This is a genomic window from Campylobacter sp. CFSAN093233, from assembly GCF_011068165.1.
GTDB classification, from domain to species: Bacteria; Campylobacterota; Campylobacteria; order Campylobacterales; family Campylobacteraceae; genus Campylobacter_D; species Campylobacter_D jejuni.
This window is the reverse complement of sequence record NZ_JAAMWY010000005.1, coordinates 272,664-298,937: the sequence shown is the minus strand read 5'-3', so window position 1 is coordinate 298,937 and position 26,274 is coordinate 272,664. Positions and strand designations below refer to the sequence as shown.

Annotated in this window: 24 protein-coding genes and 1 pseudogene; 5 read left to right on the top strand and 20 right to left on the bottom strand. The window is 30.6% G+C overall.

Going from position 1 to position 26,274, the window contains the following annotated elements; genetic code table 11:
- Positions 1–15 precede the first annotated feature (15 nt).
- Positions 16–1,812: a translation elongation factor 4 gene (gene lepA / locus FBF15_RS04355; RefSeq protein ID WP_002868661.1), complete on the bottom strand. Its 1,797-nt coding sequence runs from the start codon at positions 1,810–1,812 to the stop codon at positions 16–18.
- Positions 1,813–1,938: 126 nt separating this feature from the next.
- On the opposite strand from lepA, the gene cmeD reads away from it, so the two are divergent.
- The 3 genes from cmeD to cmeF are packed head-to-tail and all read left to right on the top strand — an operon-like array spanning position 1,939 to position 6,970.
- Entirely contained in the window at positions 1,939–3,213 is a 1,275-nt protein-coding gene (gene cmeD / locus FBF15_RS04350; RefSeq protein ID WP_165434583.1) for a multidrug efflux RND transporter outer membrane subunit CmeD, read from the top strand.
- On the top strand, positions 3,210–3,950 hold the full coding sequence (gene cmeE, locus FBF15_RS04345) for a multidrug efflux RND transporter periplasmic adaptor subunit CmeE (RefSeq protein ID WP_038817035.1): 741 nt from the start codon (positions 3,210–3,212) through the stop codon (positions 3,948–3,950). Before cmeD ends, cmeE begins: the two co-directional genes overlap by 4 nt.
- A 2-nt stretch (positions 3,951–3,952) precedes the next feature.
- The gene (gene cmeF, locus FBF15_RS04340) at positions 3,953–6,970 is read left to right on the top strand and encodes a multidrug efflux RND transporter permease subunit CmeF (protein ID WP_038817036.1); all 3,018 of its coding nucleotides are present in this window, start codon (positions 3,953–3,955) and stop codon (positions 6,968–6,970) included.
- A 23-nt stretch (positions 6,971–6,993) separates the two neighbouring features.
- Here the strand turns inward: cmeF and FBF15_RS04335 are convergent, their stop codons facing one another.
- The 4 genes from FBF15_RS04335 to FBF15_RS04320 are packed head-to-tail and all read right to left on the bottom strand — an operon-like array spanning position 6,994 to position 10,220.
- Positions 6,994–7,800 (bottom strand): adenylosuccinate lyase, encoded by an 807-nt coding sequence (locus FBF15_RS04335; protein ID WP_002852998.1) that lies wholly within the window; start codon positions 7,798–7,800, stop codon positions 6,994–6,996.
- Positions 7,801–8,520, bottom strand: coding sequence for an arginyltransferase (locus FBF15_RS04330; RefSeq protein ID WP_002853863.1), 720 nt, complete (start codon positions 8,518–8,520; stop codon positions 7,801–7,803).
- Positions 8,520–8,771 carry a hypothetical protein gene (locus tag FBF15_RS04325; protein WP_002853000.1) on the bottom strand — a complete coding sequence of 84 codons (252 nt, stop codon included), beginning with the start codon at positions 8,769–8,771 and terminating at the stop codon, positions 8,520–8,522. Before FBF15_RS04325 ends, FBF15_RS04330 begins: the two co-directional genes overlap by 1 nt.
- Before the next feature lie 3 nt (positions 8,772–8,774).
- Positions 8,775–10,220 carry an acetyl-CoA carboxylase subunit A gene (locus FBF15_RS04320; RefSeq protein ID WP_002856595.1) on the bottom strand — a complete coding sequence of 482 codons (1,446 nt, stop codon included), beginning with the start codon at positions 10,218–10,220 and terminating at the stop codon, positions 8,775–8,777.
- A gap of 139 nt (positions 10,221–10,359) precedes the next feature.
- On the opposite strand from FBF15_RS04320, the gene ftsW reads away from it, so the two are divergent.
- Together ftsW and murG are read left to right on the top strand one after the other, a co-directional pair.
- Complete coding sequence (ftsW, locus tag FBF15_RS04315) at positions 10,360–11,523, top strand: putative lipid II flippase FtsW (RefSeq protein WP_002853553.1); 1,164 nt, start codon at positions 10,360–10,362, stop codon at positions 11,521–11,523.
- Entirely contained in the window at positions 11,520–12,548 is a 1,029-nt protein-coding gene (gene murG, locus FBF15_RS04310) for an undecaprenyldiphospho-muramoylpentapeptide beta-N-acetylglucosaminyltransferase (RefSeq protein WP_002852970.1), read from the top strand. Before ftsW ends, murG begins: the two co-directional genes overlap by 4 nt.
- On the opposite strand, the pseudogene FBF15_RS09430 reads toward murG, so the two are convergent.
- The 15 genes and pseudogenes from FBF15_RS09430 to FBF15_RS04225 form a co-directional block, all read right to left on the bottom strand.
- Positions 12,519–13,674 (bottom strand): annotated as a pseudogene (locus FBF15_RS09430) (CynX/NimT family MFS transporter). The gene murG and the pseudogene FBF15_RS09430 overlap by 30 nt on opposite strands.
- A gap of 7 nt (positions 13,675–13,681) precedes the next feature.
- Positions 13,682–14,533, bottom strand: a complete 852-nt coding sequence (locus tag FBF15_RS04290) for an ATP-binding protein (RefSeq protein WP_002918514.1) — start codon at positions 14,531–14,533, stop codon at positions 13,682–13,684.
- A 62-nt stretch (positions 14,534–14,595) separates the two neighbouring features.
- On the bottom strand, positions 14,596–15,486 hold the full coding sequence (locus FBF15_RS04285; protein ID WP_002852985.1) for an AraC family transcriptional regulator: 891 nt from the start codon (positions 15,484–15,486) through the stop codon (positions 14,596–14,598).
- Positions 15,483–16,088, bottom strand: coding sequence for a thiamine phosphate synthase (locus tag FBF15_RS04280; RefSeq protein ID WP_002852949.1), 606 nt, complete (start codon positions 16,086–16,088; stop codon positions 15,483–15,485). Before FBF15_RS04280 ends, FBF15_RS04285 begins: the two co-directional genes overlap by 4 nt.
- Positions 16,078–17,223: a 2-iminoacetate synthase ThiH gene (thiH, locus tag FBF15_RS04275; protein WP_002852974.1), complete on the bottom strand. Its 1,146-nt coding sequence runs from the start codon at positions 17,221–17,223 to the stop codon at positions 16,078–16,080. The genes FBF15_RS04280 and thiH overlap by 11 nt, the downstream gene beginning before the upstream one ends.
- 2 nt (positions 17,224–17,225) lie before the next feature.
- Entirely contained in the window at positions 17,226–18,002 is a 777-nt protein-coding gene (locus FBF15_RS04270) for a thiazole synthase (protein WP_020247017.1), read from the bottom strand.
- Between the two features lie 2 nt (positions 18,003–18,004).
- A complete protein-coding gene (gene thiF, locus FBF15_RS04265) occupies positions 18,005–18,808 on the bottom strand; it encodes a thiamine biosynthesis protein ThiF (protein ID WP_014516791.1) in 804 nt (267 codons plus the stop codon).
- Complete coding sequence (gene thiS, locus FBF15_RS04260; protein WP_002853007.1) at positions 18,805–18,996, bottom strand: sulfur carrier protein ThiS; 192 nt, start codon at positions 18,994–18,996, stop codon at positions 18,805–18,807. The genes thiF and thiS overlap by 4 nt, the downstream gene beginning before the upstream one ends.
- On the bottom strand, positions 18,993–20,435 hold the full coding sequence (locus FBF15_RS04255) for a restriction endonuclease subunit S (RefSeq protein ID WP_052803904.1): 1,443 nt from the start codon (positions 20,433–20,435) through the stop codon (positions 18,993–18,995). Before FBF15_RS04255 ends, thiS begins: the two co-directional genes overlap by 4 nt.
- Before the next feature lie 127 nt (positions 20,436–20,562).
- The gene (locus FBF15_RS04250; protein ID WP_165434582.1) at positions 20,563–21,066 is read right to left on the bottom strand and encodes a hypothetical protein; all 504 of its coding nucleotides are present in this window, start codon (positions 21,064–21,066) and stop codon (positions 20,563–20,565) included.
- Positions 21,066–21,791, bottom strand: a complete 726-nt coding sequence (locus tag FBF15_RS04245; RefSeq protein WP_070299285.1) for a DUF3800 domain-containing protein — start codon at positions 21,789–21,791, stop codon at positions 21,066–21,068. The genes FBF15_RS04250 and FBF15_RS04245 overlap by 1 nt, the downstream gene beginning before the upstream one ends.
- A 4-nt stretch (positions 21,792–21,795) precedes the next feature.
- On the bottom strand, positions 21,796–23,859 hold the full coding sequence (locus FBF15_RS04240; RefSeq protein ID WP_052803907.1) for an N-6 DNA methylase: 2,064 nt from the start codon (positions 23,857–23,859) through the stop codon (positions 21,796–21,798).
- A gap of 9 nt (positions 23,860–23,868) precedes the next feature.
- On the bottom strand, positions 23,869–24,966 hold the full coding sequence (gene dapE, locus FBF15_RS04235; RefSeq protein ID WP_002871776.1) for a succinyl-diaminopimelate desuccinylase: 1,098 nt from the start codon (positions 24,964–24,966) through the stop codon (positions 23,869–23,871).
- A 3-nt stretch (positions 24,967–24,969) separates the two neighbouring features.
- A complete protein-coding gene (locus FBF15_RS04230) occupies positions 24,970–25,569 on the bottom strand; it encodes a LysE family translocator (RefSeq protein WP_002779102.1) in 600 nt (199 codons plus the stop codon).
- Positions 25,562–26,263, bottom strand: coding sequence for an NAD-dependent deacetylase (locus tag FBF15_RS04225; protein WP_002864286.1), 702 nt, complete (start codon positions 26,261–26,263; stop codon positions 25,562–25,564). Before FBF15_RS04225 ends, FBF15_RS04230 begins: the two co-directional genes overlap by 8 nt.
- Between the last annotated feature and the right edge of the window lie 11 nt (positions 26,264–26,274).

The following is a 26,274-nucleotide window of genomic DNA, read 5'->3' as shown; positions in this document are numbered from 1 at the left end:
GTTTTAAATTTATCATCAATCTATCTTTAAAACACTCAAAAAAGCCTCTTGAGGTAAATTTACCTTACCTATAGCTTTCATTCTTTTTTTACCTTCTTTTTGCTTTTCTAAAAGCTTTCTTTTTCTAGTAATATCCCCACCATAACATTTTGCTGTCACATTTTTACCCATGGATTTAACAGTTTCTCTTGCGATGATTTTATTTCCAATACTTGCTTGAATGGCCACTTCAAAAAGCTGTCTAGGAACTATTTCTTTCATAGCACTAACAAGTTCTCTTCCTTTACTTTGCGCTTTTTCATTAGGCACGATAATGCTTAGCGCATCAACATTTTCACCCGCTACCTTAATATCAAGTTTTACCAAATCCCCTACTCTAAATTCTATAGGCTCATAATCAAAACTCGCATAACCTTTTGTTAAGGACTTTAATTTATCATAAAAATCCATCACAATCTCATTTAAAGGCACATCATATTCTAGCAAAACACGCTCAGGTGTGATATAGTCCATTTTAACCTGTACTCCTCTTTTGCGATTTAAAAGAGTGATTAAATTCCCTAAAAATTCACTTGGAGTAATGATAGTAGCTTTAACATAAGGCTCTTTTATATGATCGATTTTATTAACAGGAGGAAGCTCGCTAGGATTTTGAATTTTAATAAACTCTCCATCGGTTTGATAAATTTCATAAGTCACAGTTGGAGCTGTAGCAATCAAATCAAGATTAAATTCTCTCTCAAGCCTTTCTTTGATAACTTCCATATGTAAAAGCCCTAAAAATCCTACCCTAAAACCAAAGCCTAAGGCCAAAGAAGTTTCAGGCTCATAAGTAATAGAACTATCATTAAGCTTTAATTTATCCAAAGCATCTCTTAAATCTTCAAATTTATCCGTTTCTATGGGATAAAGTCCCGCAAATACAAAAGCTTTAGCCTTTTCAAAACCACCTATGGCTTCTTTAGCTTTGTTTTTTACCAAAGTGATGGTATCGCCTACTTGTACATCACCTACGGTTTTAAGCCCTAAAACCACCACACCTACTTCGCCTGATTGTAAAGATTGAGTTTTAATTGGACTTAAAGGGTGGGGATAAAAAAGATCTTGAACTATATGTTTTTTATCCGTACTCATGACTAAAACTTCATCGTTTTTAGCAATACTTCCTTCATAAATCCTAACCAAAGCCAAAGCACCCAAATAATTATCAAACCAAGAATCATAAATTAAAGCCTTAGTAGGAGCTTCATCATCTGTTTTTGGTGCAGGGATTTTAGTAATAATTGTTTCTATAAGCTCTTTTATACCCACTCCTGTTTTTGCACTCACACAAATTGCATCTTTGCAATCTATACCTATAATATGCTCGATTTCATGCTTTACTTTCTCAACATCAGCATTAGGTAAATCGATTTTATTAATCACAGGAATGATTTCAAGATTATTTTCAAGCGCTATATAAACATTAGCTATAGTCTGTGCTTCAACACCTTGAGAAGCATCTACTACAAGCAAAGCTCCTTCACAACTTGCCAAAGAACGACTCACTTCATAAGAAAAATCCACATGGCCAGGAGTATCAATAAGATTTAAAACAAAATTTTCATTATTAAATTTATAATTTAAACGCACTGATTGTGCTTTTATGGTGATACCACGCTCTTTTTCTATATCCATAGTATCCATAACTTGTGAACTCATCTGCCTATCGCTAATAGCACCACACTCACTAATAATCCTATCTGCAAGAGTAGATTTTCCATGATCTATATGAGCTATAATAGAAAAATTTCTAATATTTTTTACCGACAAAATTTCATCCTAAATATAAAATTTTAAAGCTAGGATTTTAACAAAATTTATGTTTAAAACAAATAAATTTTATTTTATATAAAAAACTTCAATTGAAATTTATATAAAGTATATTAAAATATCAAAATGTTTAAAAAATATTTAAAATCAGCTATATTTTTAGCTCTTTATCCCTTAGCAATGTTAGCTTCTAATTTGCACGAATTTATAGCACTAAGTCAAAATAATGAATCCTATCTCATTAAGCAAATGCAAAGCGAACAAGCAAATTTAGACAAAGAACAAGCTTTTAGAAATTACCTACCCTCTCTTAGTCTAAGCTCAGCTTATGTAGCCAACAATAAAGATCGCTTCATTATCGATCCACAAGAAAGTTTATTTGCTAAAGTTTCTCTTAATTTTTTGCTTTTTGATGGAGGTGCTAGAGAGGCTAATTTAAGAGTTTTAGAAAGCAGAGAAAAATTAAGCCTTTTAGACAAAGAACAAAATAAAAATTACCTTGCCCTAAATGCAATCACACTTTATTTTAACACCTTAAGTCTTGAAAAAATTTTACTAGCCAATCAACAAAAAGTATCTTTTTTAAAATCAACTTTTGAAAGATTGCAAAAATTTTACGACGCAGGACTTAGCCCTAAAGATGAACTTGAAAGCATTAAGGCTAAATACCATTTAAGCTTATTAGAGCTCAGTCAAAATGAATTAAAACTTGCCAATATACAAAAAGAGATTAAAATTTTAAGCGATACAGATTTTAAAGTGCAAGGGAATGCTTTTTTAGAAAATCCGCAACAAGAAAAAAGTCAAAACTATGAAGTAATGATAGCTAAAGAACAAATCAATCTTGCTAAAGAAAGTGTAAATTTGGCAAAAGCTGAATATTTTCCAAAATTTTATATTCAAGATAATTTTAACTTTTATAAAAACAATTATAATCCAAAAGTTCCAGCTCCTTTTGCAAATTTAGCGGATCAATTCTTAGAAAAATATTCTCAAGGTAATCAATTTATTTTAGGTATGGAATGGAAAATTTTTGATTTCAATGCAAGGGCTAAAGAAATTGAAAAAGAGCGTTTAAATGTTCAAATAGCCAATGCAAATGCAAGATTTAGCGAGAGAAAAAATAAAGAAGAATTAAATTATTTAGACAAAAGTTTAAAAGTTTTACAAGAACAAATTTTAGCTCTTAATCTTAGCTTAAATGCTGCAAATTTAGCTTTTGAAAGTGTAGATAAAAAATACCAAGCAGGACTTGTTTCTTATGTAGAATATCTTCAAGCTTTAGAGGCTAAATTTAAAGCACAAAGCGATTTAGAGCTTGCTAAAAATGAATTTGAAATTACTAAAGCAAATTATTATTTTAATGCGGGTATAGATCTTAATTCAAAGGTTAAAGAATGAAAAAAATTCTATTTTTACTTCTTGTTTTTAATTGCGCCTTTGGCGAAGAAATTTACGCAAGTTTCAATGTAGAAGCATCAAAACAAAGCAAACTTGCCCTTGAAAGCATAGGTTTGGTTCAAAAAATTCCTGTAGAAATTGGACAAAAAGTCAGCAAAGGAGAACTTTTACTTGCTCTTGATCAAGAAAGTGAAAAAATAGCTCTTCAAAATGCTCAAAATTCTTATCAACTTGCCCTTGTAGAATACGAAAATACCAAAAGTAGGATGCAAAAAATCAAAGCTGTAGAAAATGTTATAGACAAACAAAGCTATGAAGATATGAAAGCTAAGTTTGATGCTGCTAATTTAAATTTAAACAGAGCAAAAATCAATATAGCTTATTATAAAAATATCATGGCAAAAAAAGAATTACGCGCACCTTATGATGCTATTATCGCAAACAAATTTATACAAGTGGGCGAAGGAGTAGGAGGAGTAGCTCAACCTTTAATAGAAATTTTTTCCTATCCACAAAGCAAACTGATTTTAAGTTTTGATGAAAAATATAAAGATAAAGTTAGATTAGGCGATGATTTCTTTTATAAAATCGATCAAAATGGTACAGAATTGAAAGGAAAAATCAGCCTTATTTATCCAAGTATAGAAGTAAAAACAAGAAAAATTTATGCTGAAGTGCAAACTACAAATCTAACACCAGGGCTTTTTGGTGAAGGTAGAATCATCACTAAAGATTAAAAATGTTTAAACTAGCTATAAACCGACCTATTACCGTGCTAATGTTTTTCTTAGCTCTTATGATTTTTGGGCTAATCTCTGCTTTTAGCATGAGTGTAAATTTATTTCCTAATGTTTCCATACCTCTTATAAAAATCACAAGCAAGATAAATGGGGATTTAAATTTCGTAGAATCAAAAGTCACTAAAGAAATAGAAAATGCTTTAAGTGAAATCGATGGAGTAAAGACCATAACCTCAGCTGCATATGATAATTTTAGTGTAAGTGTAGTCGAGTTTAAACTGGGTAAAAATCTTGAAGTAGCTGCCAATGATGTGCGTGATAAAATAGGAACTTTAAGCCTACCTTCTAAGCCTGAAATTGAAAAAATCAGTTCAGATTCTGGTTCTGCTATTTCACTTTTTCTATATTCTAAAGATAAATTACAACTCATGCGTGAAATCAATGACAAAATAAAACCTTTTTTGCAAAGAGTTGAAGGAGTAGGTAAAATCGAAGCTAAGGGGTTTTTAGAACCCCAAATTCGCATAGAATTAAAACCAAACGAACTTAGAAAATACAATCTTAACGCCCTTGATATAGCAAATATCATCAAAAGTCAAAATTTTAAACAAGCCCTAGGCGAACTTAACAACAATCAAGATAACTATATCATCAAAGGCTATTTTGAAGCCACAAATTTAGAAGAACTTAGCAATCTTCGCATAAAAACAGGAGTATTTTTAAGTGATATTGCTAATATTTCAAGCCTTTATGAAGATGAAAAACAAAGTGCTTTATACGAAGGTAAAGAAGGGGTGCTTTTAGAACTTGGAAAAATCACAAATTATAACACCCTTGAAATGATTAAAAATGTCAAAAATGCCTTGCCTATTTTAGAAAAACAAATTCCAAAAGATATAAGCATTAATATGCTTTATGATAAAAGCTTAAATATCCACAAGCACCTTTCTCAAGTGATTTTTGATATGGTTTTGGGGATTTTTCTAACCCTTGTTATCGTGTTTTTATTTTTAAGAAATTTAAGTGCAACTCTCATTGCTTGCATAGCTATACCTACTTCTATCATTTCAACTTTTTTTATTATCGATCTTTTAGGCTATGATTTAAACCGCTTAACTTTTATAGCTTTAACCTTAAGCATAGGAATTTTTATCGATGATGCTATAGTAGTGATTGAAAATATTGCTAAAAAACTAAAAACTTATCCGCCTTTACAAGCTGCTTTTTTGGGTATCAATGAAATAGGTTTTAGCGTTTTAAGCATAAGTATAGTTTTACTTTGTGTTTTTATCCCTATTTCTTATATGAACTCTATATCAGGGCTTTTTTTCAATGCCTTAGGCATAAGCGTTGCAAGTGGGATAGTTATAAGCTTTTTGGTTTCTGTATTTTTAATACCTAGTATTGGGGCAAGATTTTTAAATCCAAAAGAAAACAAGTTTTATGAAAAAACAGAAGCTTTTTTTGAAAAAATAGAGCAAAAGTATGAAAATTTACTCTATAAAATTTTACAAAATAAAGTAAAATTTATCCTAGCCACTCTTGTTTTTATAGGGCTTTCTTTTGCTTTAGCCACTCGCATAGGGCTTGATTTTTTACCTATGGAAGATGATAGTGAAATTCAAGTTTTGCTTGAAAGCAAAAAGGATTTAAGTTTAGAAGCCATGAAAGAAAAAAGTTTAAATTTGCTTGGAAAAATCAAAAATGATAGCAATGTCAAATACGCTTTTTTACTTGTAGGCTATGATGATGCCAAAGATGCTACAAAGGCTAAAATTTATGTTAAACTTAAAAATTTAGACGAAAGAAATTTAAGACAAAGTGCCATAGTAAGTTTATATCGTCAAAAATTTCAAGATGAAAGTTTAAAAATCAAAATTTTAGAACTTCCAAAGATAGAGGGTGCAGGCATTGATGATCCCGTGCAATTTTTAATCTTAGGAGATGATTTAAACACTCTAAAAGAAGCTGCTTCTCAGGCAAAAGAAATTTTAGGCACTAATGCGCGCATTGTAGATATAAGCGATAATGCTAATGCTACAAAAGATGAAGTAGCCTTACACATCAACAAAGAAAAAGCCAAACTTTTAGATGTCAATCCTCAATATATCGCTGGGGTTTTAGGGTATTCTTTCTCGCAACTTAGCGTAGGAAGCATGGATAGAGGCAATTCAAAAGATGATATTATCCTAAGTTTTGCTCCAGAATTTAAAAAAAACATAGAAGCTTTAAAGCGCATTAGCATTAAAAACAACCAAGGTATAAATTTAGAACTTTCAAGCGTGGTGGATTTTATATACAGTAAAGATTTAAAAACTATCAATCGTTACAATAAAAACCGCTCTGTGAAAATCACAGCTGGAGTGAATGATCTTTCCTTAGGAGCGGTGCAAAAACTTTTACTAGATAATATGGATAAAATTTTAAATAACAATCCAAGTCTTAGCTATGCTTTTTCAGGCTTTATCAATCTTTTAGGTGAAACCGTGCAAGGTTTTGCTATGGCAGTAGCACTTGCTTTTGTTTTAATTTATCTTGTTTTAGCCGCACTTTATGAAAGTTTTATTCTGCCTTTAATCATCATGATAACCATGCCTTTAGCCTTTGGCGGAGCTTCTATAGGGCTTTTTATCACAGGGCATAATTTTTCACTTTTTGTACTTATTGCCATCATCTTACTTTTTGGTATGGTGGGGAAAAATGCTATTTTACTCGTAGATGTAGCTAATAAAAAATGCCATGAAGGTTTAGATCCCGATAAAGCTCTTTTAATCGCTGGAAAATCACGCTTAAGGGCTATATTGATGACAACTTTTGCTATGATTTTTGCTATGCTCCCACTTGCTCTTTCAAGGGGTGCGGGCTATGAAGCTAATTCTCCTATGGCAATAGCCATTATCTTTGGACTTATAAGTTCGACTTTGCTTACCTTACTCGTAGTACCTGCACTTTTTAAATTTTGTTTTAAACTAGATAGCAAATTAAGAAAAATTTATGAGAGAGAAAAATTAAATTAACCAAAATGATTAATTTAATTTTTTTAAGTATTATTCTTATAAAGTGCTTTTAAGTTATCATAGGCGATTTGTATTTTTTCAAACTGTTCTCTTGCGTAAGCTTTTTCTATTGCACTTTTTCCTTGATGAAAATCAGGATGATAAAGTTTTACCAAAATCAAATATTTTTGTCTGATTTCACTAAGATCATTTTGCGGAGTGCATTCTAAAGTATTAAAATAATTACTAAAAAGCTTAGCTAAAGCATTAAATTTCCATTTCATATTTTCTTTATTGTGAATATTTTGGCGAAATTTTTTATACTCTTCGCGGTCAACTTCAAAATTCACGCAATATTTTAAATGCTCGCTCTCATCTGCAAAAGCTTCAAAAAGTTCAAGGGTATTCTCGTTTTTATATTCTAAAATTAGAATATTTGTCATTTCATTATATTCTATATTATGATCTTGAAAATAATTTCTTATATAAGTAATAAATAATTTTTCATTAGAGCTTAACTTCATCAAAATTCTACCCGCAACAAAATCAATCTTGATAAACAACATAGGCTTAAGCATATTATTTTGCTCAAAAATTAATCTAAAAGTTTTAAAATGAGCATCTTGTAAATTCTCTATACCTTCATTTGTGCTTTTACGATATTTTTGATCTAAAACTTTTAAGAAATAACGGCGCTGTGGAATTTCATTTTCTTCAAAAAAAGAAAAAATTTTATTTTTTCGTCCTATAACCTTTGTGAAATTTTTGGTAATCAAGTCTTTAAAATACTGAAATACGCTAATATCATCTGTATTAACATTGATAGTTTCTAAAGTTTGCACGATTTGCATCTATTTCTCCCATAAAACCTCATTTTCAAAAAGCTCTTTAGTGCCTTTTAAAATTTCATTGGGTGTATAATCGGCTTTATAAGATAAAGATTGACACTTTTTTACAAAATACCCAAGATAAATATAATCTAAGTTCATTTTTTTAGCTATTTGTATTTCATTGAGCAAAGAAAATTTACCCAAAGAAAAATACGAAAAATCAGGATCATAAAAACAATAAATGCTTGAAATTCCATCCTCTAAAATATCAATCAAATCAACACAAACGAGCTTATCTTCTATATAAAATGCAAGCTCATATCCAAAATTCATAAAACCATCGACATAAAGATTATAATACTGTTTAAAGCTTAAATCATAACGCTTCCAGTTCTTTTTTTCTTCCATAAAACGATGGTATTTATCATATAAAAACAAATGTTCATTGCTTAAATTGGGCGTTCTAAGTATAACTTTGGTGTTAATATTTTTATTTACAACCCTTCTTTCACTTCTTGAAAAATTATATTCATTAACTAAAATTCTAAGACTTAAACATTCATCACAATCTTTACAAATAGGGCGTGAAAAATACCTACCAAAACGACGCCAACCTCGTTTTATTAGCTCATTATTGATTTCTTTAGGGCAATTTTCAATGTATTTATACTCTATTCTTGAACGTTTATCCTTTAAGTAAGGACACTGATCTTCAAGAGTACAAAAACCAATCTCAAGCATTAAATTTTCTTAATATCTGTATTTTTGATAAATTCGGAAAATTCATCCTGTAGTTTTTCTTGCTTTAAGAAAATTTCTTGCATTTCCTTATCTATGTTTGTTTCTTGATTTTTTTCGCGAATATCTTTAGCTAGTTTTTCTAAATTTTTTACACTTGCACCACTCTTGCTTGATTTCTTCGCTAATTTTGAAGTATTGGTGTTAGCTTGCATTTCTTTTTTAATACTTTTAAGACTGTCTAAAAAATCCATCTATTATTCCCTACTTTCTCGTATTTTTTTAAGCGTAGCAGCTATTGCAGCTATAACTTCTTCTTTATTTTCTTGATGACGATCTTCTGTTTTTTCTAATAATTCTTGCATATGTGTTTCTATGAAAGAGGTGTCTAAATACCCCCTTCTAAATTCTCTTGTTTTTGTAATGGCAATTAAAAATGGTATTGTTGTTCTAATATCATCAATCACAAATTCCTTCAAAGCACGCTCAAGTTTATTAACCGCTAAATCATAACTTGTTGCTTTAATAATAAGCTTTGCAAGCATGGAATCATAATAAGGCGGCACAGTATAGTCTTTATAAATATGACTATCAACCCTAACAGATGGTCCAAGAGCTGGGTAGTATTCTCCTATTTTTCCAGGACTTGGAATAAAATTTTTCCATACATTTTCAGCAGTAATTCTAGCTTCAATAGCAAAACCCCTAGGTTTAATATCGCTTTGTTCTAAGTCCAAAATTTCTCCTGCTGCAATACGAATTTGTCTTACAATAAGATCAATACCTGTAATTTCTTCAGTAATTGGATGCTCAACTTGAATTCTTGTATTCATTTCCATAAAATAAAAGCGATTATAATCATCAAGCAAAAACTCTATAGTTCCAGCATTTGTATAACCTACAGCCTTAGCAGCTGCCACAGCTGTAACACCCATGGTTTTTCTAAGATTATCTGAAATTCCAGGGCAAGGTGCTATCTCAATTACCTTTTGATGTCTTCTTTGAATAGAACAATCCCTTTCACAAAGATGGATAATATTTCCGTAGTTATCTCCTAAAATTTGAAATTCTATATGTCTGGGATTAACTACATATTTTTCCATAAATACTTCATCATTATTAAAGTATGTTAAAGCTTCTCTTTTGCAAGATTCAAAGGCATTTTCAAGATCTTGTTCTTTATGAACAACGCGAATTCCGCGTCCACCTCCACCACCTGAAGCTTTTAAAATAACAGGATAACCAATCTTCTCAGCAAAAATTTTAATTTCTTCCATGCTATAGGAATTTAATTTTTCAGTCCCTGGAACAATAGGTATGCCATTTTTAGCCATTAACTTACGAGCGATATTTTTATTTCCCATCTTATGGATTACTTCAGATTTTGGACCTATAAAAATAATTCCAGCATCTTCACAAGCCTTAGCAAATTCGTAATTCTCACTTAAAAATCCATAACCAGGATGGATCGCATCAGCACCACAAGCCTTAGCAATCTCGACAATACGAGCAACATCTAAATATCCTCTTATAGCATCCGTTCCTATGCGATAAGCCTCATCTGCGATTTTTACATGCAAACATTCACGATCAGGCTCTGTAAAAACTGCAACACTTTTAATATGTAAATCTCTACAAGCACGGATTACTCTAACAGCTATTTCAGCTCTATTTGCTATGAGAATTTTATGGATTTGATTCATAATTTGCCTTTTTTGTTATATTTTTATTGTTAATTTTAGCAAATTTTCCTTACAAAAACTTAGCAAAAAATTTAATTTATTTTAGTTATAATAAAACTTTTTAAAATTTTAATTCCAATAAAGAAAAGTTATAATTATAATGGTTGCTGATAAAAGATTATTTTATTTAAGTTGTATTTTAATCACCATAGGAATAGTATTTTCATACTCTCTTACAGCTTTTACTGTTCTTTTTCTTGACTATAGCGAGTTTCATTTTTTTATTCGTCAGCTTTTTTTTGGAATTAGTGGCATACTTATAATGTTTTTTATTTCTCGATTGGACCCTGATAAAGCACTTTCTAAAAAAATTATTTTAGCTATTTTGATTATTTCTTTTATCTTTATCATCATTTTGCCATTTTTACCTTCTGCATTAGCAACAGCTAGCGGAGGAGCTAAACGCTGGATACGCTTAGGCCCACTCTCTATCTCTCCTGTGGAATTTTTTAAAATAGGATTGATTTATTTTTTAGCATGGAGCTATACAAGGCGTATTGATGATAGTAAAAAAGCTATCAGACACGAGGCTTTAATTCTTCTGCCTTATTGTATCTTAGCTTCTATAGTTATAGGATATATTTATATCACTCAAAACGATTTAGGACAAAGTGTAATTTCTTTCTTTTTGATTCTAGCTTTAGCTTTTTTTGCAGGAGCTAGTAAAAGACTTTTTGCTTTTGGAACTTTAATCATTATGATGATAGGTATAATGGTAATTTTTAGTAACCAAAGAAGAATTCAAAGAATCGCTTCTTGGTGGGGGAATATACAAGATGCTTTTTTACCTATGCTTCCTGATTGGCTGGCAAATGCTTTAAGAGTAAGTAGCAACAGCGAGCCTTATCAAATTTCACACTCTTTAAATGCTATAGCCCATGGAGGAATGTTTGGCGAAGGCCTAGGACTTGGAACTTTTAAATTAGGCTTTTTAAGTGAAGTGCATACTGACTTTGTTCTTTCAGGAATTACTGAAGAAATAGGACTTTTAGGTCTTGGGGTTATTTGCTATATTTATCTTTGGATGATTTTAAGAATTTTTAGAATTGCAGGAAGATGTGAAGCTAAACAAGATTTTATTTTTTGTTCAGGCATAGCCTTACTTTTACTTTTTTCTTTCTTTATGAATGCTTTTGGTATTATTTCTCTTACTCCACTAAAAGGTGTAGCGGTTCCACTTTTAAGCTATGGAGGAAGTTCAATGTGGGCAATTTGCATAGGCATAGGATATGTATTAATGATTTCAAAAAAGGTTAAATTATGACAATAGCTTTAACAGGTGGTGGAACTGGAGGACATTTGGCCATAGTGCGTTGCTTATTAGAAAGTGCGATTAAAAAAAATATAGAATGTGTATACATAGGCAGTCAAAATGGTCAAGATAAAGCTTGGTTTGAAAATGAAGTACGCTTTAAGGAAAAATTTTTTTTAAGCTCTAAAGGAGTGGTTAATCAAAGCAAATTTGACAAAATCAGTTCTTTACTCCACACCTTAAAACTCTCCAAAGATTGTAGAGAAATTTTTAAAAAATACCACATCCAAGCCGTTTTTAGTGTAGGTGGATACAGTGCAGCTCCTGCATCTTTTGCGGCTTTATTCTCACATTTGCCTCTTTTTATACATGAACAAAATTCAAAAAGCGGCTCTTTAAATATGCTTTTAAAACCTTTCGCTACAAAATTTTTTAGCGCCTTTGAAAAAGAAATTAGCCCTTATCCTGTAGCAGATAAATTTTTTGATAATGCTAGGATTCGCAAAGAATTAAAAAATATTATTTTCTTAGGAGGATCACAAGGAGCTAGCTTTATAAACGAACTAGCTTTAAATTTAGCACCAAAACTTCAAGAACAAAATATCAAAATCATCCATCAATGTGGAAAAAATGATTTTGAAAAGTGCAAAAAACATTATCAAAGCTTAAATATCCAAGCTGATATTTTTGATTTTAGTTTAAATTTGGAAGAAAAAATGAAAAATGCAGATCTAGCTATATCAAGAGCAGGTGCAAGTACTCTTTTTGAACTTTGTGCTAATACTTTGCCCACTATTTTTATACCTTATCCTTATGCAGCTAAAAATCATCAATACTTTAATGCTAAATTTTTACAAGATCAAGCTTTATGTCAAATTTTTATGCAAAACTCTATTAATCTTGATGAATTTTTTAAGTCAATATTAAAACTAAATCTAGAAAATATTTCTACAAGATTGCAAAATATAACCCAAAAAAATGGCGCAGATATGCTAATCCAAAAAGCTTTATTTGATAATTTGACTTTTATAAGATAAATATCCAAAGATATTTACTAAAATTCCAACAAAAACTAACATCAAAATAGCAAATGAAAAATTTTCAAATTTGTCATGCAAAAAACCTATAATCCATTGTCCTTGTGCTGCAATTAAATATCCAAAACCCTGAGCTAAAGCAGAAAGTCTCGCTGCTATTTGAGCATTAGAGCTTTTTTGTGCAATAAAAAGCAACGCAATGCCAAAAACTCCACCCCATGGAAAACCCATGATAAAAGCACTGATAATAATAGAAATTTTACTATCAAAAATAAAGAGCATACCAAAAGCGATCACATACATACTGCACAAACCTGCTATGTAAAAAGTATGTAAATTTTGTCTTAATTTTCCTAAAAGTAAAGGGCCAAAAAGAGACACTGGAGCTGCAACAAGTTGAGCAAATAAAACCATACTTGTAGAAAATTCTTTATCAAATCCTTTTTCTACAACAATTTGAACATACCAAAAAAACAAAGAATAAGCTAAAAAACTTTGAAATCCCATAAAAAGAGTAATTTTCCAAGTTGTTAAATTTATAAAAAGATTGATTTTTTTATGAGCTTTTTTCTTAAATACGAAAAAATCTACCATTTTTAGCTTGAGGATAGTAAACTACTAAAGCTACAAAAGAAAAAATAGCCCAGAAAAACATAGCTCCAGCTAAATCAAATACACTAAGCAAAGGTATAGCTAAAGCAATACCCATAATCGAAGAAATACTCAAAACAAGACTATAAATTCCCATTATACTTGCCATTTTTTTTGGAAATTTTTCTTTAATAAAACTAGGAAGTAAAACATTTGCAATTGCTATACCACAGCCCATTGCTAACATTCCTAAAAATAAGCCATATACACCAAAATAAGAACGAATAATTTCGCCTAAAAAAATTAAAAAAATTCCAAAAACAATAGCACGAATAGGAGAAAAATACCCCACAATAAAAGAAATACTTCCAAAAGCTATCAAAGGAAGACTTGTAAGTATGCCTGCTACGGTTGAGTTTAAATAATACTTATCTTTAATAATATCAATAATAGGCCCCACTGCAGTAATTGGGGCTCTAAGATTAAAAGCTACAATAATAACATTAATCCAAAATATCTTTTTAAAAGAAGCCATAAAAGCCTTATTTGTTAAGTTCTACTTTGAATATTTTACCTTCTGCCATCTTAGGAATCCATAAAATATTACCTTCAATAAATATATCTGCAGGACCTTTCATCAAAGGAAGTTCAAGTTTTACAGATTTAACATTATCTAAATTATAAATATATCCATTTAGATTATTTCCCCAAGAACTTACCAATAAACCATCTTTATAAGGAACTATTCCATCATAAGATTCTTTTTCATTTTTAATTATACTGAGTTCTTTTGTATTTAAATCATAAGCCATTACAACACCGCCACTTACACCATCAGGATGATAACCAGCTATAAAAAGCTTATGTTTTTTTCTATCTAGATATAACCCATTTGGACCGCCAAATTTTGCTAAATCAAGTTTTAATAATTCATCATATTGCTTAGTTTTTAAATCAACCTTTAAAATAAGCCCTGTGCCAGTATCGCTAACCAAAAGCGTATTGTCGTCTAATTTTTCTATGTCATTTAAAAAGATTGCACCTTTAATAGGTAAATTAAAAATTTCTTTTTTAGTTTTAAGATCAAAACCACGTAAAACATCGATATCTACCACATAAAGAGTTTTTCCAATCTCCATCATGCCTTTTGGTGCATTAAGATGGGTTAAAAATTTATATTCTAGCACTTTGCCATTTTTATCAAGCTTAGAAATAAATCCATCATTATCTTTCGCCAAAGGTTCAAGTTTTTCTCCTACATTAGATACATAAACATAGTTTTTATCTACAAAAATACTTTCAGGGCTTTTAAAACCATCAAATTCTTGATATTTTAATTCACTTGCACCAAGCAAACTTCCAAGAAGCGCTAAACTTAAAACATATTTTTTCATATTTTCTCCTTTATTTAAAAATATTTTCATTGAATTATATTTATTTAGATAAAAAAAATGTGCTAGTTTTTTGATAAAAAATACAAGTTTTTTGTTTTTTGATATTGCTTAGGAGTTTGCTCATATTTCTCTTTAAATCTTTCAATAAACCAAGCTACCGAAGAAAAAGCGCACTCATTAGCTATTTCATTGATATTTTTTTTAGAAAATTTAAGTAAAATCTTTGCTTTTTGCAACCTTTTTTCATCTAACCATTTTTTAGGACTTTGTCCAAAACATTTCTTAAATTCTTTAGAAAAAGTTGCTAAATCTAATTTCGCAAAATTAGACATTTCATTTACGCTTAAAAATTCTCTACCACAATACTCAAAAAGCTGGGAAAGATCAAGGCGAAATTCTTTTAAAATTCCTGATAAAAAACTAATAAAATAAATATTCTTATTTAAAAGCAAATGTAAAAAAATCTCTTCAAATTTCAAACTCACTATAGGATCTAAAATTTGCGTATTTTCTTCAAAATGCGGTGAAAAACTTTCCAAAATTCCTTGCAAAATCTTATCATTTTTTACCCAAAAAATTTCATAGTTTTGAAACTTTTGATCTAGTTTAAAAAAATCTTTATACTTATAAATAAGCTCAATTAAAAATGCATTGTCAAAAAAAAATAAATAAGCTTCATAAACTCCTTTACTAAGTCCTACATTGCTTAAAGTATAGCTCCCAGCTTTTAAAAACAAAGTTTCATAAGAGTTAATCTTATAATCTTTTGATGCAGTGTGTAAAATTTTATATCCTTTGCGAACAAAAGTTAAAAGATGACTTCCTACATTAACAAAAGTAGAATGCGAAGTATCCGTTTGTGTATATTTAGCAAAAGTGCAAGATTTAATTTTTTTATAATTGACACCTTTTAATTGCTTTAAATCTTCTGGTAAAGAAAGAATTTTATTCATCGTAAATTTTGCCTACATTCTAAAAGATACTTTTTAAGATCTTTTTCTTTCATTAAAATTTCACGCATGCAAACACCTACTACATTTATATCTTTAAAATTTTCTATATTTTGAGCATTGATACCGCCTATAGCATAAAGTGGAATTTGACTAAATTCAAGCAAGGATTTTAAAAAATCAATCCCTTTAGGTTCTAAACCCATCTTGCAAGAACTTTCAAAAATATGCCCTACAAAAGCATAATTTACCTTATAGCTCATCGCCTCTAAAAGCTCTTCTTTGCTATGGACTGAAGTACCAAGTATATGAAAATATTTTGTTAATTTAGGTTCTTTTCTTAGCAAAGAAAGCGGTGCGTGAAAATAACGATGTCCCAATTTTAAACACTCCCTATCAAAAAAATGCAAAAAACAAGTCACTTTTTGCTTTGCGCAAATGCTTAAAACTTCTTTTGCTAAGTCATAATACTCAAATTCGCTTAAATCTTTTTCTCTTAAAACTATAGCATCTACCTTAGCCTTAGCAAGTTTTTCAATCTGCTTTAAAAAGTCTATTTCTACACATTTTCTATCGCTTATGGCGATGATTTTTTTATCCCACATAGATACTATCGCTCATCACAGCTTGTAAATTGGATCTTTTAAGCATAGCTAAAATTTCATCTACGCTTCTATCATCTGAAATTTCAAACTGCTCATCACCCTTTTTCTCACCCTTATGCTCACCTATACCCACACTCACTCCTGCACTCATTTTAGTAGCACCAAGCTTGATAACCTCATCTCTAAAACCTATTCTTTCACGACTTGAAATGGTAATGCCCGCAAAAGGCAAAAAGAGTCTATAAGCACAAAGTACTTGCAAAAGGCGTTTTTCACTTACATCTTTAGGATGGATTTTGGCATTATTGATAATAGGTCTTAAACGCGGCACTGAAATAGAAATTTCAGCATGCGAATAAGCTTGTTGTAAAAAATGTGCATGAAGCGCCGTAGCAAGAGCGTCTTTTCTAAAATCATCTATACCCAAAAGTGCCGCAAAAGCCACTCCACGCATACCCGCTTTTAAAGCTCTTTCTTGAGCATTAAAGCGATAAGGAAAAATGCGTTTTTCACCAGCTAAATGAATTTTAGAATATTTTAGAGGATTGTAAGTTTCTTGAAAAACAGTCACATAATCACAACCCTTTTCATGCAAAATTTTATATTCATCTTCATTCATAGGATAAATTTCAACGCCCACAACCTTAAAATACTCTCTAGCTATTTTACAAGCATTTGCTATATATTCTACACTTGCAAACTCCCTGCCCTCGCCTGTTAGCATTAAAATTTCTTCTAAACCACTTTTAGCAATGGCTTGCATTTCTTCGTGAATTTCAGCTTCATTTAGCTTAGCTCTTGCGATTTTATTACCTTTTTGAAAACCACAATAAACACATTTAGAATTACAATAATTTGACAAATAAAGTGGGGTAAAAAGAGAGATAGAATTTCCAAAATATTTTTGCTTGACTTTAGCGGATTTAAAGGCTAATTCTTCTATGAAATCTTCTGCTGCACTTGAAAGCAAGGCTTTTAAATGCTCTATGCTTAAATGTGTTTGATTTAAAGCATTTTTAACATCTTTAGCGCTAAATTGACTCTCATCATAGCTTTGAACTTGACTTAAAACCTTATTTAAAATTTCGCTTTTTATTTCCTGCATGTGAGGTAAATACTGCATATAATCTTGCATAATCAATCCCTTAAAAAGCCTGTTAATGGAGAACTTGCTTTAGCTTTACTCACACTTGCCAAACCTGCCAAAAAAGCCGCTCTTCCCGCATTTACTGCCAAAGAAAAAGCTTTAGCCATCAAGGCTATATCTTTAGCTTCAGCTATGGCTGTATTTACCATCACCGCACTTACTCCCATTTGCATAGCTTCACAAGCTTGTGAAGGACTTCCAATACCCGCATCTACAATGATAGGCAAATCAATTTCATTAAGCAAAATTTGTATAAATTCCTTAGCACATAAGCCTTTATTGCTCCCAATAGGTGCTGCTAAAGGCATGATAGCCGCAGCTCCTGCATCACGCATAGCTTTAGCTGCGTAAAGATCAGCATGCATGTAAGGTAGAGGTGTAAAACCCTCTTTAGCTAAAAGCTCGCAAGCTTTAATCGTTTCATAATTATCAGGCAGCAAATACCTACTATCACTTATCACTTCTATCTTGATAAGTTCTCCACAACCAAGCTCTTTTGAAAGCCTTGCAATGCGTAAGGCTTCTTCAGCGTTTCTTGCGCCTGAAGTGTTGGGTAAAAGTGTGATATTTTTAGGGATATAATCAAGTATATTAGCAATTTCCCCTGTATTTGCACGGCGTAAGGCTAGAGTGATAATCTGTGTTTTAGCTTCTTCTATAGCTGATTTTATAAGCTCTAGCGAATATTTTCCAGAACCTAAAATAAATCTTGAATCAAACTCGTATTTGCCTATTTTTAATTTATCGTTTTTTAAATTTTCTTGCATTTTTACTCCTTATTTGCTAAAAGCTCTAAAACAAGGTTACTTTGATGTCCTGCGCAAATATTTACCCTTGGCGCCATAAGTCCATTTCCTAGCTTAGCACCATTTACCAAATCCCCACACACATAGAAATTTTTAGCAATTTTTCTTGTTTGTATGCTGTTGCTATCACCATAGCCCGCAAGCCCTGAAGCACAGATTAAAACACTATCTTTGTAAAATCTATGAAAATTTTGCGCTATCATCGCTTTTGCGATAGCACTATCAAAGGCTTCACAAACTATATCTATATCTTTAAACAAAGATTTTAAATTATCCTCATCGATTTTTAAGGTACAAATTTCAACGCTGATATAAGGATTAATTTCGCTAATTTGCTCTTTTAAAGCTTCGGTTTTAAACTTGCCCAAATCACTTACACGATAAGCCTGACGATTTAAATTACTAGGCTCAATCACATCAAAATCAATCAACTTTAAATACCCCACTCCACTTCTTGCCAAATTTATCGCTATATGTGATCCAAGTCCGCCTAAACCACACACCGCCACGCGCCCATTTTTAAGTTTATCGTGAAGCTTTGGTGTATGTCTTGCCCTCATCATAGCATCTAGTGCGTCTTTTGGAGGTAAAGTATTTTTTTCTATACAAAAAAGCTCATCATTTTCATTTAAAGCGATATTCTCTTTTGTTGCAAAACCATTGATAATCCATACATCATTTTCATTTTTGCTGATATTTTCAAAAAATTCCAAACTTGTTTTAAAGTCTGTATCAAGTTCTTTGCCATTGAATTTTACTCTCATCATCCACCTCCTACAAAACTTACGATTTCAGCTTTATCGTTTTCTTTTAAAATCAAATTTTCAAATTCACTCTTAGGTATAATCTCTCCATTTAATTCCAAGGCGATAAGTTCTATTTTCAAGCCTTTTTCTTTGATAAAATCCATAAATTTAAGCTCTTTTAACTCAAGCTTTTGTCCATTGATAATCATATTTTTCCTTGTATTTGCTCTTCTACTTTAATTTTTGCATTATCTAATAATTGTTTAGATTTTTTCCTTAAATTAAAGCTTTCTTGTATATATTTTGCAATTTTTTCTTGAGTTGTAGAATCTATTTTAGGGATAAGGATATTTTGCATATCTATTGAAGAAAGATTTGTTTGAACCCCACCTGTACCAATTCTCTCAAATTGCATTTTACAAATAAAAGAATTTAAAAGCAATACCAAAACATCACTATTAAAATTTTTAATCGAAATTTTTAAAATCCTTTGATTAACCATAGCTGATATATCATCTCTAACCACACAAGACAAACCAATGCTACCAGACATAGAAATTAAAATATCACCTTTTTTTATTTTATCTTTAGGGCTTAAATTATAAGCTTCATTTTTAAGATAGATAACATTGCTTAAATCTAGCGTAGCATTTTTTATATTATTAATCCTAATTAATACAAGCTCTCCAACATCTTGGTAGTCATCACTTGAAAATGCAAAACCACTTGAAATATCATTAACTAAATCTTTTAAATTACAAAAGCCATCTTTATAACTTCTAATCATCTTTTCTATGTCTTCATATTTACTTTGATAATATTCAGAATCCAATCTTCCTGTTTTTAGAAAAGATTCTTTTAATGTGTGTATAGAGATATTTGGTGAGTTTGTAGGATTATTTGTTTTAGAATCTAGCAAACTTTGCAATGGATTCTTTGGATCAAGTCCTAACTCAAGGTATAAAGTTTCCTCTGCTTTTTTATATAACTCCTTACTTTCTTCTAATGCCTTATGAGAATCTTTTACCAAATTTTGAATTTCTAACTGAAATTTCATAGGGAAAATGGGAATTTTAATTTCTTTTAATTCTTCAGGATTTACATTTGTTTGATTAATTGATGGTCTAGCCCTTCTTCTTATCTCTTTTTTACCAATATGCGTATTTAAAAAAACTGTAAGATACTCTGGCAACAGAATTTCCTTATTGCAAACAAGCCTTACTAAATATGAAGCAAAAACAAAGTTTTCTCTATTGTTATAAAAAATTCCTGTTCTGCCCACAAACTCATAGGAATTTGTTCTATTAAACAAAACATCTCCATAATTTAACCTAAAAGTTTGCAATTCATTTTTATCAATTAAAGCATATTTTTTGACTTCAAAATTACAAAGCATATTATCAATGTCATTCATTCTATAAATAGGGACACCATCGCCCCCTTCATTCATATTTATTGAAATACCATATTGAGATTTTAATAAACATTCTCCTATTTTTTTATAGTTCAACTTATTGTTATAGATAAGCTTCATTGTCCAAAAACTATCATCTATGCGAAAATCTATATTTTTTTTCACTTCACTAAGCTTTAATACACTTACTTCTAAATGTGGATATTTTTCCTGCAAAGTTTGGTTTAGATTCATTTTATTCCTTTTTTTTTATTTCAATCTAAGTAAAAAATATTTATAATTATAAAGCTCAACTACCGGTGGTAGAAAGAGATGGCTAGCTTTTATGCTTCTTGCAGATGCCTAAATCTGCACCAAACCCCTAAAACCATTCGCAATTCTTTAGCTCTATATCATTTCCGTTTATATAATTTCTATATCTTTTTTCATAAATATTTTTATTATATCCTTTATCTATATAGAAACTTGTCACTAAAAATGAACTACTTCTGCCTAGCTTTTGTAAAATAACCATAAAATTATGGTTATGTAACCACAAATAAAAACGGATTGCCCGTTTCTCTTTATAATAAAAAGCTTTAATTTCGGGATGAGTATGATTGATAATAATTTGTTTAATCCAATTTATTCTGCAAGCTCTTTGGCTATCAAACTCCCTTGTTTTATTTTGTTTGTTTTCTCGTGTTGTGATATGCCAAAATATCTTTTCTTTCCCCTTATGCTTCTTATGTGATTGCGGATCTATATAAATACAACCTGCTAAATACAATGGAGCCTCAATAAAGTCTTGTTTGAAAATTTTATAAGCTAAGTCAAATTTTTCATTTTCACATTTACAAGTGCTAAAATCCAAGAGATGATACATTATTGTTCACCTTTACCCAATTGAATCCTAAAAATATTACATTTATTTTCCCAAGGTGGCGTTCCTGCATCCAATTCAATATTTGCCAATGTTTCAATTTTATTTATAATATAATTTTTTATTTCACTTACATGCTCTATATCATTTCTTGCTTTGTATGAAATAGCACCTATTAACAAATCCACAAGTTGAACAATATTTGATTCATGTGATTGAATTGTAAAAATTTTTATATTTACTGATTGTTTAAATTTATTAAACAAAACTTTTTCCAATCCTTTTATTTTATCTCCACTCTTCGTATCTTTATAATCAAGATATATTTTTATTTTTGTATCAATATCTATTAAATTATGCAATACTTGATAATACATTTTATAATAAAATAAATCATGATCTCCTTGATTGTAAATATCATGTTGCAGAATGGTTTTATTTGGAATTAATACAGCTTTAAACCACATATATACAGAAGAAAAAAAGAATTCTAATAATTCATCATAAAAACCTTTTTGACTTAAATTTAGTTTTGTCCATTTAATTTCTTTATTATATTTATATTTATGCTTTAAATATTTAATTGTTTTATTAATTTTAATAATTTCAGATGATGGAACTTTAAGCGCTCCTAATACCATAACCCTTGAACACAAAGTTGGATTATCTTTGTAAAATAAATGATTGCTTTCATCGCAAAAAATTTTAAATTCTTTCATATTATCCATTCACTTATTCTTTCCAAAAACTCAAATTTTCTGCTTTTGCAAATTCAATAAAAGCTTCAGCTATGCCATCTTTTTGCAAGTCTTTATATTTTTCTACATTTAATCTATATTCTTGTATTCTTTTGTCAAACTCTTCTTGGCTTTCATCTTTTTGTTTTATAGGCTCATCTCCTTCTAAATGCGGATGAAATAAATCATGTTTTACTACTAAATGATCATGAGAATCTAAAAGTGGGTAATAAATCTTTTCGCCTGAATTATCTTTGCTAGGCTCATTCATAGTAGCAAAGAAGATATTATAGTCCTCACACTTTGGACATAATTTATCATCCCATTTTTGTAAAAATAAAACACTTGTTTTTGTCCCCGTGTGTGGTTTAAAGACATTTCCATGAAGTCCTACAACCGCTAAGATTCTAGCTTTTTGTGCGATAAATTCTCTTATATATTTATCGCTTGAATTATTAAAACGCCCTTGTGGTAATACAATAGCCATTCTGCCACCAGGACGCAACATATCTAAATTTCGTTCGATAAATAAAATATCTCTTCCTACCTTACTTTGAGGTTTGCCATTTTCTTTTTTGCCTAGCTCATATCTAGCTAAAATTCTACTCTCTTTTATATCTCCTGCAAAAGGCGGATTTGCCATTAAAACATCAAAATTAAAATCCCTATTTTGATTTTTAGTTACTCTTAAATTTTTTAAGCGTTTAAAACCTTCAAAATACACATCTTGCCAATCTTCATCATCTTTTACCCACTCATCCCATCTATCAAAGTCAATGGAATTTAAATACAAAACATTTGTATGCCCATCACCTGCAATTAGATTAAGCATTTTTGATACGCGCACACTCTTTTCATCAAAATCTATACCAAACACTTTTTCTTTTACATAATCTTGACACTCAGAAATCTTTTCTTGGGCTGTAAAGAGATGACTTGCTTCTATGCCTCTTTCTTTATAAATTGAACGCCACACATAAAAACAAGTATGTATCGGAAATCCACAACTTCCACTTGCAGTATCTATCATACTTTCATCTTTTTTGGGATTTAGCATTTTTACACACATATCTATTACATAACGCGGAGTAAAATATTGCCCTTTTTCACCTTTTGAGGATTTATTCACTAGATATTCAAAAGCATCATCAATCACTTCTAAATTTGAGTTAAATAACTTTACATTTTGCAATGATGATACACATACACTTAGGTGCGAAGGAGAAAGTTTAATTTTCTCATCATTATTAAATACACCTTCCCATTTTTTCTTTGCTTTATCAAAGAGTTTTTCTATTTTTTGCTTAAGTTCAGAATCAGACTCTCCATAATTTCTAAACTCTAAGCTCTTTGTTCTATCTCTTGCACCCTCTAGCTCATCAAAAAGTTTTATAAATATAAGCTTAAAACATTCTTCAAATACATCAACTCCAGCATTTGCCAACACCTCATCTTCCATTTCTGTAACTAAATTCTTTAAACTTCGCTTTTGACTTTTTAAAATATCTTCTTTAATCAAATCATCAAAGGTAAATTTTACTTTCAACAGATCCGGTAATGTCTGGTTTGATGCAGGAATATTTGGAATAGATTCAAAATAATTTGGATCTTTTCTATGATAATAGCTAATTTCTTTACCATTGCACCACACAGCCATAGTTGCACCTGTAGCATTACAATAACTTTTTAATTGTTCTTTACCATCTTTCAACTTTGGCTTTTTTACTTCTATAATGATGTATGGGACTGTGATTTGGATTTTATCCATTATCACAATATCAGCCCTTTTTACTTCGCGTCCAAAATGTACACCAAATTCAATTTTTATCATATCTTTAGGATAGTTATATTCATTTAAAAGCTTATCGATATAAAGCTGACGCACAATTTCTTCTGGCGTAAGTTTAATTTCTTTATCGCGGATAAGGCAATTAGTATAGTATATAATTTGGTTATTTTTGTTTGTTTTAGCTATAATTTTAGTTTCCAATTCAGCAATAGCTTTTTTACCAAATAGATCTAGCTTGTAATCACTATCTTTTAAAATTTCCTCAATCATCCTAAACCTTTAAAAATTTTCTATCAAGTCTTTAAAAACAAGACAAAGTTTTTCAAATTCTTCTATACTTACCCTTTCATCAATAGCGTGAATTCTATCATTACAAACCCCAAATTCTACTACCTTTACACCGTATTTTGCAAAATACCTTGCATCACTTGTACCGCCTTTGGTATTAAGCTCTGGCACTTCATGAGTGATTTTTTGAACACTTTCATTCATTTTTTGAACGATTTTATTGTCGATATTTGTCAAAAAAGCTTCGCTTGATTGTTTTAGCTCTAACTCATAGTTTAAACCATGACAAATTTTTTCTACATAACTTTTTACATCTTCTAAGCTTGTATCAGGGGAATTGCGAACATTAAACATAAGTTTTAAATCATTTGGAGTAACATTACACACCCCCATACCTCCACGAATATCAGTTATAACGATTTTTGAAGGACTAAATTCAGCACTTCCAGGATCAAGATCAAAACCCGCTAAAAGCTTTAACACTGGTGCAAAATCATGCACAGGATTGATACATTTTTCAGGATAAGCAACATGCCCTTGTTTTCCACGGATTAAAAGTTTTCCATTGATAGAACCACGACGCCCTATTTTAATACTATCGCCGATTTTTTTAACACAGGTTGGCTCTGCAACCACAGCATAATCAGGTAGCATATCTCTTTCTTGCATCCATTCTAAAACAGCCTTAGTTCCATATATAGCTTCGCCTTCTTCATCACTTGTTAAAATAAGACTAAGTCTAGCTCCTTTAAAATCCGCATTCTTTACCGCATCTACAAAGGCTGCTACTCCGCTTTTCATATCTTGAGCACCCCTTGCATAGATAAAGCCTTCTTTTTCCATAGGCACAAAAGCATTATTACTCCAACCCTCGCCTGCAGGCACCACATCTACATGCCCACCAAAAGCTAAATGCTCGCCTTCATCTTTAAATTTTTTAGTGAGTAAAAGGTTTTTAATGCCTTCTTTTTCTATAAAAAAAGCTTCAAAATCACTCAGTTCCATAGCGATGAAATTTAAAGCTCCATCATCATTTGGCGTAACAGATTTAAATTTTAAAAGTTCGATTAAAAATTCTTTTGCATTCATTTTTTATCCTAAGAAAGTTTTATATAATAAATTAAGAGCAAAATACTCTATAATTATAGCTGAAATTATATTGATTATAAAAACAACTTTTGCACTAAAAACATGACTATATCTTGCCACCACAAAGGCTAAAGCACTTACCCAAAAAAGTATAGCCACAACAAGCCCTAAAGTCATCAAATAAGCATGATCGCTGCTTAAAACCACACTTGCAGCACTAAGCCAAAATCCTATCACAAAAGGATTTGAACCATTTAAAAAAGCTCCTTTAATATAACTTTTCAAAAGACTTTCTTTAAATTCTTTATGCTCTAAATTTAAGCTTTCTTTCTTTTTTCTTAGCATCAAATACGCCATATAAGTTAAAAAACAAAAACCAAAAATCGCCAAAAAACGCATAAAAATGACATTGTCTAAGAAATTTAAAAGCCCAAATTGAAGCAAAAAAAGATAAAGCATATCTATACTAAATGCTCCAAGTCCTACAGCTATGGAATTTTTAAAAGCTTTTAGTGCATAAGTTAAAATCAAAATATTTACAGGTCCAAAAGGCACACTCACTCCAAAGCCCAAAAAAACTCCACTTAAAAAAGAATCAAACATTACCATCTTTCATAAAATTTTCTATATCAAGTGCGATTTTATCAATAGCGCTTATAATATCTTCTATATAGATTTTATCAAAATATCGCTCTAAATTCACATCTTTTTCATAAATATTTAAAATACTTTTTTCACACATTGAAGCATACTGCCCCACAGGCAAAACCGCCCCACTTGTGCCTATGCTAATAAATAATGAAGTTTGATGAAGTAAAGAATAAAGCGTAGCATAAGCAGGAGCTTGCTCTTCAAACATGACTATATTGTGTCTTAAATCCTTACTTTTGCATTTTGGGCATTGTTTATCTGTGAATTTTTCATAGCCTATATTAAAAATTCCTTCACATTTTAGGCAACGAAGTTCGGGCAAAAAGCCATGCAAATGTACTACATCTTTACACCCTGCACGCTCTAGCAAATCATCTACATTTTGCGTGATGACAAAAAGGTTTTTACCCCATTTTTCTTTTAACTGTGCGATTTTTTCATGGGCGTGATTTGGCTTTACATTTTGAAGTTGTGCCCTTCTTGCATCGTAAAAATCAAGTACTTTTTTAGGATTTTTTCTAAAACCTGTTGCAGAGCAAACCTCCATCACATCGTATTCTTCCCAAAGTCCATCATTATCTCTAAAAGTTTTAAGCCCACTTGGAGCAGACAAACCCGCTCCGCTTAATATCATAATGTTTTTCATCGCTAAACCTT